This is a genomic window from Pseudomonas sp. P4_C1 (assembly GCF_056402155.1).
In genome coordinates this window covers 209209-219174 of record NZ_JBFUHY010000003.1, presented here as the reverse complement: position 1 = coordinate 219174, position 9966 = coordinate 209209, and the positions used below count along the sequence as shown (strand labels likewise).

General features: G+C 60.4%; 7 protein-coding genes and 2 pseudogenes. 8 read left to right on the top strand and 1 reads right to left on the bottom strand.

Features of this window, described 5'->3' with window-relative positions; genetic code table 11:
• Positions 1-69: 69 nt before the first annotated feature.
• The 5 genes and pseudogenes from AC1DU9_RS03495 to AC1DU9_RS03475 all read left to right on the top strand — a co-directional run bounded on the left by AC1DU9_RS03495 (position 70) and on the right by AC1DU9_RS03475 (position 4645).
• The gene (locus AC1DU9_RS03495) at positions 70-534 is read left to right on the top strand and encodes a methylglyoxal synthase (RefSeq protein WP_477809736.1); all 465 of its coding nucleotides are present in this window, start codon (positions 70-72) and stop codon (positions 532-534) included.
• Between the two features lie 122 nt (positions 535-656).
• Positions 657-780 (top strand): annotated as a pseudogene (locus AC1DU9_RS03490) (DUF454 domain-containing protein); the annotation flags it as partial.
• 135 nt (positions 781-915) lie between these two features.
• Positions 916-2262: pseudogene (locus AC1DU9_RS03485) on the top strand (methyl-accepting chemotaxis protein); the annotation flags it as partial.
• 102 nt (positions 2263-2364) lie between these two features.
• A complete protein-coding gene (locus AC1DU9_RS03480; protein ID WP_457266094.1) occupies positions 2365-3120 on the top strand; it encodes a methyl-accepting chemotaxis protein in 756 nt (251 codons plus the stop codon).
• Between the two features lie 175 nt (positions 3121-3295).
• Positions 3296-4645, top strand: a complete 1350-nt coding sequence (locus AC1DU9_RS03475; RefSeq protein ID WP_223459455.1) for a CoA transferase — start codon at positions 3296-3298, stop codon at positions 4643-4645.
• A 130-nt stretch (positions 4646-4775) separates the two neighbouring features.
• On the opposite strand, the gene AC1DU9_RS03470 is transcribed toward AC1DU9_RS03475, so the two are convergent.
• Positions 4776-5639 carry a DNA-3-methyladenine glycosylase family protein gene (locus tag AC1DU9_RS03470; protein ID WP_223459457.1) on the bottom strand — a complete coding sequence of 288 codons (864 nt, stop codon included), beginning with the start codon at positions 5637-5639 and terminating at the stop codon, positions 4776-4778.
• Positions 5640-6137: 498 nt separating this feature from the next.
• Between AC1DU9_RS03470 and arcD the strand changes: the two genes are divergently transcribed.
• The 3 genes from arcD to AC1DU9_RS03455 are packed head-to-tail and all read left to right on the top strand — an operon-like array spanning position 6138 to position 9903.
• Positions 6138-7565 (top strand): arginine-ornithine antiporter, encoded by a 1428-nt coding sequence (gene arcD / locus AC1DU9_RS03465; protein ID WP_223459459.1) that lies wholly within the window; start codon positions 6138-6140, stop codon positions 7563-7565.
• Between the two features lie 46 nt (positions 7566-7611).
• Entirely contained in the window at positions 7612-8868 is a 1257-nt protein-coding gene (gene arcA / locus AC1DU9_RS03460) for an arginine deiminase (RefSeq protein WP_223459461.1), read from the top strand.
• A gap of 24 nt (positions 8869-8892) precedes the next feature.
• Positions 8893-9903, top strand: coding sequence for an ornithine carbamoyltransferase (locus AC1DU9_RS03455; RefSeq protein WP_223459463.1), 1011 nt, complete (start codon positions 8893-8895; stop codon positions 9901-9903).
• The last annotated feature ends 63 nt before the right edge of the window (positions 9904-9966 follow it).

The window sequence follows — 9966 nt, the reverse complement described above, 5'->3', positions numbered from 1 at the left end:
CCATCGCGAGCAATCGAGCGTCGACCGGCTGCTCCTACAGGGTGCGTGTCATTTCTGGAGCAACAACCCATGATCGGCATCAGCTTTACACAAAAGACCCTGGCGGCGCGCAAGCGTATCGCCCTGGTTGCCCATGACCACTGCAAGGTGTTCTTGCTGGACTGGGCCGAACGGCAAAAAGACAGACTGGCCCAACATGATCTGGTCGCCACTGGCACCACGGGTTTGTTGTTGCAACAACGCCTCGACCTGCCGGTGCAAAGCATGATCAGCGGGCCACTGGGTGGCGACCAGCAGCTCGGCGCGCAAATCGCTGAGCAGCGGGTCGATATGCTGGTATTTTTCTGGGACCCGTTCGAACCCCAGCCCCACGACCCGGATATCAAGGCATTGCTGCGCGTCGCAGCAGTGTGGAACATCCCGGTGGCGTGCAACGAATGCAGCGCCGACTACCTGATCAGCAGCCCGTTGATGGATCAGGCGCACCTCCATCGGATTCCCGATTACGCGACCTATTTGCAGGGTCGCGCGTAAAGCTTCACAAATCAGTACTTGAGCACCTTGCTTAATGATAAGCACTATCATCACCTTGGCCTGATTGAAACCGTCGGCAACCCGTAAGTCGCCTGACACAACACCGACCCTGTGTGCGAGCCTGTGCCGGTCTCATGTTTGGTGATGCTCGATCATGGCTGGCCGATCTACCTGGCGATTGCCAGCATGGGGCTGGGCAATCTGTGGATCTGGTCGCGACCGGAATCACTGCCGCAGCCCCCGTAAATTCCAACGCGATTTTCCCCGTTTTTAATCCCCTTTTCGGCACATTTTCCCGCGCAAACGTTCAACCTTGACCGTTCGTCGGCATGCCCCTCATGCAATCTCGCCCCCACGCCGATGTGGATTGAATGGCGCTAAATGGATTTGGCGAGTCGAGCCGCAATGGCTCACAGCCGACCATTCATTCCTTCGCGAGCTCGCCCTATGTTCGACTCACTGTCCATTCGCCTGAAAATCGTCCTGCTGTCCGGTCTGTGCCTGCTGGGCGTAGTCGCCTTGATAGTGGGCATGAACATTTACCAGACCAATCAGAACGATGACCTGGTCAACGACTCCAGCAGCAGAATGCTCACCGCCAGTGTGCAGGACCTGATCCAGGCCAAGGCCGCCGAGCAAGCGGTGCGGGTGCAGAAGACCTTCGGTGAAACCCTGACGGTGGTGACCGCCCTCGCGGACCAGATCAAGGACATGCGCTCCATGGCCGCCAAGCGTTCGCTTGAGCCCGGTGCCCTGCGTGAAGAGTTGAACCAGAGCCTGAAAACCGCGTTCGAGCGCAACGGCAAAGTGCTGGGCATCTGGCTGGCGTTCGAACCCAACGGCCTGGACGGCAAGGACAGCGAGTTCGCCAACGACGCCGCCCGCCAGTCTAACGAGATCGGCCGTTTCGCCACCTACTGGAGCCGTGCCGGTGGTCAGTCGCTGAACACGATCATGGTCGAAGAGGACATGACCAAAACCACCCTGAACCTCAGCGGCACGCCGTACAACGTCTGGTACACCTGCCCTCGGGACAGCAAGCGCATCTGCCTGCTCGACCCCTACGCCGATACTGTCGGCGGCAAGGAAGTGTTGATGACCACCATTTCCGTACCGCTGCTGGTGGATGGCAAGTCCATCGGTGTGGTCGGTATCGACATCGCCCTCGATGCCCTGCAAGCGGCGGCGGTCAACTCCCAGCGCGACCTGTTCAACAGCGCCGGACACATGCTGATCGTCTCCGGCACTGGTGTGCTGGCTGCCTACAGTGTCGATGCCGGTAAAGTCGGCAAGAACATCGGCGACACCCTGGGCGTCGATGGCAAGGACATCCTGCAATTGCTCGGTAGTGGTGCGCCGAAGATTCTCCAGCAAGGCGACCTGATCCGCGCGGTGTACCCGGTCAGTCCGATTGCCGATGCCAATGCCTGGGCCGTGGTCATCGACCTGCCCAAACAAGTGCTGCTGGCCGACTCGGTGAAGCTCCAAGCGGTGCTCGACGATGCCCAGCAAAGCGGTACGCTCAAGGCACTGTCTGTGGCGGTGATTGCCGGCCTGCTCGGGCTGTTGCTGATGTGGCTCACCGCGTCCGGCGTGACCCGCCCGATCAACAGCGTAGCCGACATGCTCAAGGCGATTGCCAGTGGCGACGGCGACCTGACCCAGCGCCTGCACTACAGCAAGCAGGACGAACTGGGCGAACTGGTGAGCTGGTTCAACCGCTTCCTCGACAAGCTGCAACCGACCATCGCGCAGATCAAGCAAAGCATCACCGATGCCCGCGGCACCGCCGACCAGTCTTCGGAAATCGCCCGCCAGACCAGCGAAGGCATGCAGTTGCAATTCCGCGAAATCGATCAGGTTGCCACGGCGTCCAACGAAATGAGCGCCACCGCCCACGATGTCGCCAACAGCGCTTCGAACGCGGCCAATGCGGCCAAGGGTGCCGACCAATCGGCCCGCGACGGCCTGTCGATCATCGAGCGCAGCACCCGCGATATCAATCAACTGGCCGAAGAGGTCAGCAAGGCCGTGACCGAAGTCGAAGCCCTCGCGGTCAACAGCGAGCAGATCGGTTCGGTGCTGGAGGTGATTCGCAGCATCGCCGAACAAACCAACCTGCTGGCGCTCAACGCGGCGATTGAAGCCGCCCGTGCCGGCGAGAGCGGTCGCGGCTTTGCGGTGGTGGCCGATGAAGTGCGCAACCTGGCCAAGCGTACCCAGGACTCGGTGGAAGAAATTCGCCTGGTGATCGAACGCATCCAGTCCGGCACCCGCGGCGTGGTCGCCACCATGCACTCAAGCCAGACCCAGGCCCACAGCAACGCCGAGCAGATCCAGCAGGCGGTCCAGGCCTTGGGCAAGATCAGTGACGCAGTCACCGTGATCAGCGATATGAACCTGCAAATCGCCAGCGCCGCCGAGCAGCAAAGCGCCGTCGCCGAAGAGGTCAACCGCAACGTCTCGGCGATCCGCACCGTCACCGAAACCCTGACCGGCCAGGCCACGGAGTCGGCGCAGATCAGCAGCCAGCTCAACGCCCTGACCACCCAGCAGATGAAGTTGATGGATCAGTTCCGCGTTTAAAAACCTACCGAAGATCCCCTGTGGGAGCGAGCTTGCTCGCGATAGCGGTCTTTCAATCAACATTGATGTTGAATGTAATTCCGTCATCGCGAGCAAGCTCGCTCCCACAGAGGGATTTCATCTGACCTGGAATTTTTTGAACTATGATCGGGCTCTCGCTCCGGAGGGCCCTTCGATGACTGATCTGCTCACGTCCATTCAAGCTGCACTCGGTTTGCCTCACACCCCGATTCCATTCACGTCCAGCGGCGCCCTGCCCTCGGCATTTGCCGTCACGGATCTGGCCTGCGCCAGCATGGCCGCCGCCGGCCAGGCCGCCAGCGAACTGCTGCACCAACAAACCGGACGCCTGCCCGACCTTGAAGTTGACCGACGCCTGGCGTCCTTCTGGTTCGCAACCTCGATTCGCCCGATCGGCTGGAGCGTTCCGCCGCTGTGGGATGCGGTGGCCGGTGACTACGCCACCCGCGATGGCTGGATTCGCCTGCACACCAACGCCCCCCATCACCGCGCCGCTGCCGAAAGYGTGCTCGGTGCCTGTACCGACCGTGCAGCGATGGCTTGCCAAGTGGCGCAATGGGCGAAAAGCGAGCTGGAGCAGGCGGTGGTCGATGCCGGTGGCTGTGCCGCCGAAATGCGCACCTGGGATCAATGGCAGACCCATCCTCAAGGCCAGGCGGTAAATGCCGAAACCTTGATTCATTTCACCAACCACCCTGGCCAGAGCGACAAACCGTGGGCGGGCTCAGTGTCCCGGCCACTGTCGGGCATCAAGGTGCTGGATTTAACCCGGGTGCTGGCAGGCCCCATCGCCAGCCGCTTTCTGGCAGGCCTGGGCGCCGATGTCTTGCGTATCGATCCGCCGACCTGGAACGAGCCGGGGGTGGTGCCGGAAGTCACGTTGGGAAAACGCTGCGCGCGTCTTGATCTGAACGACAGGTCCGACCGCGACGTATTCGAATGCCTGCTCAAGGACGCCGACATTCTGCTCCACGGCTATCGCGCCGATGCACTGGAGCGGCTTGGCCTGGGCATGAATGAGCGCCGGCAACTGAACCCGGGCCTGATCGATGTTTGCCTCAACGCCTATGGCTGGAGCGGCCCCTGGCAAAACCGCCGGGGCTTCGACAGCCTGGTGCAGATGAGCAGTGGCATTGCCGAAGCGGGCATGCGCTGGAAGCAGGCGGACAAGCCGACGCCGTTGCCGGTACAGGCCCTCGATCACGCCACCGGGTATTTGATGGCGGCCAGTGCGATCCGGTTGTTGGCGCAGCGGTTGAACGACAGTACGGGGGGCTCGGCCCGGTTGTCGTTGGCGTGTACCGCGAAGTTGTTGATCGGGCAAGGAGCCGGCCCGGATGAGCAGTTGCGCGCCGAAGATCAACACGATCAGGGGATACAGGTTGAGCAAACACCCTGGGGGCCGGCGCATCGGTTGCAGGCGCCCCTGAAGATCATCGGGACGCCGTTGCGGTGGGCATTGCCCGCTACTGAACTGGGTTCACATCCCGCGCAGTGGTGGTGACAGTCATATCGCCATCGCGGGCAAGCCCGCTCCCACAGGTGACCGAGAACTTCCGAGCGACCGCGATCAACTGTGGGAGCGGGCTTGCCCGCGATGGCGCCAGAAGCGGCAACAAAAAACCGGGATCAGCTCAGTCCGCCCGACTCAAAGAAGTCCACAGCACCTGCGCCGCATACCCTCGATAAGGCCGCCACCCCTCAGCCCGCAACAACAGCTGCCTGGCTGTCACCGGCCCACCCTCCAGCGCCGCCAACGCATTGATCAACCCCACGTCGCCATTGGGAAATCCATCCATCTCCCGCAACTGTCGCAACGCAATGTATTGCGCCGTCCAGTCACCAATCCCGTGCAAGGCCAATAACCGCGCTACGCCTCCCTCCCGACCGGGCTCGAACAACCGCGGATCATCGAGTAATGCCTGGGCCACCCCCGACAGCGTCCGGCCTCGGCTTTTCGGCATGCCCAACGCAGCCAGATCCGCGCCAGCCAAAACGCTGACCTCGGGAAACACATGGGTCAACCCCGGCAACCGTGAATGGAATGGCGTGCCGTACTGTGCTACCAGTTTGCCCGCCAGCTTGATCGCCGCCGCCACCGTAATCTGCTGCCCCAGCACCGCGCGGATCGCCAACTCCAGGCCATCCCACGCCCCCGGCACACGCAGCCCGGGGTGCTCGGCAATCAGCCGCGCCAACAGGGGATCAACTGCCAGGTGCCGGTGAATCGTGGACAGGTCGGCGTCCAGATCAAACATCCGCCGCACGCTTGCGACGATTGCAGGGACGGCACCCGAATCAGGAAAATCCAGGGTCAACTCAAGGGCATCCGAGGTGCCAGGCTGGATCGAGAACATACCGCAAGCACCGTTCAAACCGATGCTGCGCGAATACACACCGTCGACCACCGTTTCCAACCCGACAATCGCCCGCGCCGACAAAAACCCGAGCAACGCCGGCCAGTCATAGGGTGGCTGGTAGGCCAGCAACAGCTTCACAGACCCACCACCAACGCGATCAATGCGCTCAAGCGAAGCTTGTTCGGTGATTGCGACATCGTTGCAGCTCCATTTTTTGAGGCGGCAACTGCCGCGAGGTCGTCACATAGCGGACGTTAATAAAATTGATGAAGAGTAATAAGGTTTATTGAATATCGCCAACAACCGTCTTTTAACTTGCACAAAACGGCTATTGTGGCATCGATATAATCATTAGTTTTATACGTTTTTTTAATACATCAATTCAGTACAAAAAATGCATGAATAAAATTTGCAGATTTTGAAAAACCAACTAGCGTCATAATTCGAAACAAATGCTAAAAAGTTCTTGAATAATCTGCAAAAGCCTCTAGATCAGGCATTACAGGCAACAGCCCTGCGAATGATGGCACTCCGCCAACAACTTGGGAACGCTCTCATTTAGTGATCTAAGTCAGCTGATTGGATGGCCAACAGAATTAGTCTGTTGCCTCTCTTCTCCTGCATTGGAGTCATGCAATGTCTGAAGCTCCCGGAAAACTCAAACTCGGCGCGCTGGTTGCGTTAGTCGTGGGTTCGATGATTGGTGGCGGGATCTTTTCCTTGCCACAAAACATGGCCGCCAGTGCCGATGTCGGCGCCATTCTGATCGGTTGGGCGATCACCGCCGTCGGCATGCTCACCCTGGCGTTTGTGTTCCAGACCCTGGCCAACCGCAAACCCGACCTTGATGGCGGGGTTTACGCCTACGCCAAGGCCGGTTTCGGCGACTACATGGGCTTCTCGTCCGCCTGGGGGTACTGGATCAGTGCCTGGCTGGGCAACGTTGGCTACTTCGTCTTGCTGTTCAGCACGCTCGGCTACTTCTTTCCGCTATTTGGGGAGGGCAATACCCCTGCCGCCGTGATCGGCGCCTCGGTGCTGCTCTGGGCCGTACATTTCCTCGTACTGCGAGGAATAAAGGAAGCAGCGTTCATCAACCTGGTGACCACCGTCGCCAAGATCGTGCCGCTGCTGTTGTTCATGTTGATTGCATTATTCGCCTTCAAGCTGGACATCTTCACCGCCGACATCTGGGGCCTGAAGAACCCGGACCTGGGCAGCGTGATGGACCAGGTGCGCAAAATGATGCTGGTCACCGTGTGGGTGTTCATCGGCATCGAAGGCGCGAGCATCTTTTCGGCCCGGGCGGAAAAACGCAGCGATGTGGGTAAGGCCACCGTGATCGGCTTCGTCACCGTGCTGCTGTTTTTGGTCCTGGTGAATGTGCTGTCGCTAGGGATCATGACCCAGCCAGAGCTGGCCAAACTGCAGAACCCGTCGATGGCCGCCGTGCTGGAACACGTGGTCGGTCACTGGGGCGCGGTGCTGATCAGTGTCGGTTTGATCATCTCGTTGCTGGGGGCGTTGCTGTCGTGGGTGCTGCTGTGCGCGGAGATCATGTTCGCCGCCGCCAGGGACCACACCATGCCGGCGTTTTTGCGCCGCGAAAACGCCAACCATGTACCGGTCAACGCCCTGTGGCTGACCAACGCCATGGTCCAGGTTTTCCTGATCATCACGCTGTTCTCCGCCAGCACTTACCTGTCGCTGATCTACCTCGCCACCTCGATGATCCTGGTGCCGTACCTGTGGTCGGCGGCCTACGCGTTGCTGTTGGCGGTGCGTGGCGAAAGCTACGAAGGCGCGGCGGGCGAACGGCAGAAGGATCTCATCATCGGCGCGGTGGCCCTGGTCTACGCGATCTGGCTGCTGTACGCCGGCGGCATCAAGTACCTGCTGCTGTCCGCCCTGCTTTACGCCCCCGGTGTGATCCTGTTCGCCAAGGCCAAGCTGGAAATCAACAAACCGGTTTTCACCAACGTCGAGAAGCTGATTTTCGCTGCGGTGGTCGTGGGCGCCGCGGTGGCGGCCTACGGTCTCTATGACGGCTTCCTGACTCTTTAGCTTCTGTTTCTGGAAGCACTGTTTTGACATCTGGAGGATCACTGTAATGACCACGGAAAAAGTTAAGTACGGCGTCCATTCCGAAGCCGGCAAACTGCGCAAAGTCATGGTTTGCTCCCCAGGCCTGGCCCATCAGCGGCTGACCCCGAACAACTGTGATGAACTGCTGTTCGACGATGTGCTGTGGGTGGCCCAGGCCAAACGCGACCACTTCGACTTCGTCACCAAGATGCGCGAACGCAACATCGATGTGCTGGAAATGCACAACCTGCTGACGGACATCGTCGCCATCCCCGAAGCCCTGGACTGGATCCTGGAACGCAAGATCACCGCCAACTCGGTGGGCCTGGGCCTGATCAACGAAACCGCCTCGTGGCTGCGCAGCCTGCAGCCGCGCAAGATCGCCGAGTTCCTGATCGGCGGCGTATCGGGCGATGATCTGCCGACCAGTTTCGGTGGCAAGGCCATCGAGATGTTCCGCGACTTCCTCGGCAACTCCAGCTTCATCCTGCCGCCGCTGCCCAACACCCAGTTCACCCGCGATACCACCTGCTGGATCTACGGTGGCGTCACCCTCAACCCGATGTACTGGCCGGCGCGCCGTCAGGAAACCCTGCTGACCACCGCCATCTACAAGTTCCACCCCGCGTTCACCAGCGCCGACTTCCAGATCTGGTACGGCGACCCGGACAAGGACCATGGCAACTCCACCCTTGAGGGCGGTGATGTGATGCCGATCGGCAACGGCGTGGTGTTGATCGGCATGGGCGAACGCTCGTCGCGCCAGGCCATTGCGCAACTGGCGGTGAACCTGTTCAAAAACAAAGCCGTCGAGAAAGTCATCGTCGCCGGCCTGCCGAAATCCCGCGCGGCGATGCACCTGGACACCGTGTTCAGCTTCTGCGATCGCGACCTCGTCACGATCTTCCCGGAAGTGGTGAACCAGATTGTCGCCTTCACCCTGCGTCCCGATGAAAGCAAAGCGGGCGGCATCGACATCCGCCGCGAAGAAACCAACTTCCTCGACACCGTGGCCCAGGCCCTCAATCTCAAGGCCCTGCGCGTGGTGGAAACCGGCGGCAACAGCTTCGCCGCCGAACGCGAGCAATGGGACGACGGCAACAACGTGGTGGCCGTGGAGCCAGGCGTGGTCATCGGCTACGACCGCAATACCTACACCAATACCCTGCTGCGCAAGGCCGGCGTGGAAGTGATCACCATCAGCGCCGGCGAACTCGGCCGGGGACGGGGCGGCGGCCATTGCATGACCTGCCCGATCATCCGCGACCCGATTGACTACTAACCTGTTCACCTTAGGAGATCCAAAATGGCGTTCAATATCCATAACCGCAATCTGCTGAGCCTGGAACACCACACCCCTCGCGAATTGCGCTACCTGCTCGACCTGTCCCGCGACCTCAAGCGTGCCAAGTACACCGGCACCGAACAGCAGCATCTCAAGGGCAACAACATCGCGCTGATCTTCGAAAAGACCTCGACCCGCACTCGCTGTGCGTTTGAAGTCGCAGCCTATGACCAGGGCGCCAACGTCACCTACATCGACCCGAACTCTTCGCAGATCGGCCACAAGGAAAGCATGAAGGACACCGCCCGCGTGCTCGGGCGCATGTATGACGCCATCGAGTACCGTGGCTTCAAGCAGGAAATCGTCGAGGAACTGGCCAAGTTCGCCGGTGTGCCGGTGTTCAATGGCCTGACCGATGAATACCACCCAACGCAAATGATCGCTGACGTGCTGACCATGCGCGAACATGCCGACAAACCGATCCACGAAATCAGCTACACCTACCTCGGCGATGCGCGCAACAACATGGGTAACTCGCTGCTGCTGATCGGCGCCAAGCTCGGCATGGACGTGCGCATCTGCGCCCCGAAAGCCCTGTGGCCGGCGGACGACCTGGTGGCTCGTTGCAAGCAATACGCAGAAGAAAGCGGCGCGCGCATCACCCTCACCGAAGACCCGAAAGCGGCGGTCAAGGGCGTGGACTTCATCCACACCGACGTCTGGGTGTCGATGGGCGAACCGGTCGAAGCCTGGGCCGAGCGCATCCAGCAATTGCTGCCGTATCAGGTCAACGCCGAACTGATGAAAGCCACCGGCAACCCGCGCACCAAGTTCATGCACTGCCTGCCGGCGTTCCACAACAGTGATACCAAAATCGGCAAGCAGATTGCCGAGCAGTACCCGCACCTGAAGAACGGCATCGAAGTGACCGATGACGTGTTCGAGTCGCCGGCCTGCATCGCCTTCGAGCAAGCGGAAAACCGCATGCACACCATCAAGGCGATTCTGGTGTCGACGCTGGCGGATCTCTAAAGGCTGATTCGGCTCTTCCTGGCCCAACACGGTCAGTGTGGGAGCTGGCTTGCCTGCGATGGC

What these genes read in the sequence shown, in the direction of transcription:
- AC1DU9_RS03495 (WP_477809736.1), top strand. Translation starts at nt 70, where the DNA reads ATGATCGGCATCAGCTTTACACAAAAGACCCTGGCGGCGCGCAAGCGT.
- AC1DU9_RS03480 (WP_457266094.1), top strand. Translation starts at nt 2,365, where the DNA reads ATGCAGTTGCAATTCCGCGAAATCGATCAGGTTGCCACGGCGTCCAAC.
- arcD (WP_223459459.1), top strand. Translation starts at nt 6,138, where the DNA reads ATGTCTGAAGCTCCCGGAAAACTCAAACTCGGCGCGCTGGTTGCGTTA.
- arcA (WP_223459461.1), top strand. Translation starts at nt 7,612, where the DNA reads ATGACCACGGAAAAAGTTAAGTACGGCGTCCATTCCGAAGCCGGCAAA.
- AC1DU9_RS03455 (WP_223459463.1), top strand. Translation starts at nt 8,893, where the DNA reads ATGGCGTTCAATATCCATAACCGCAATCTGCTGAGCCTGGAACACCAC.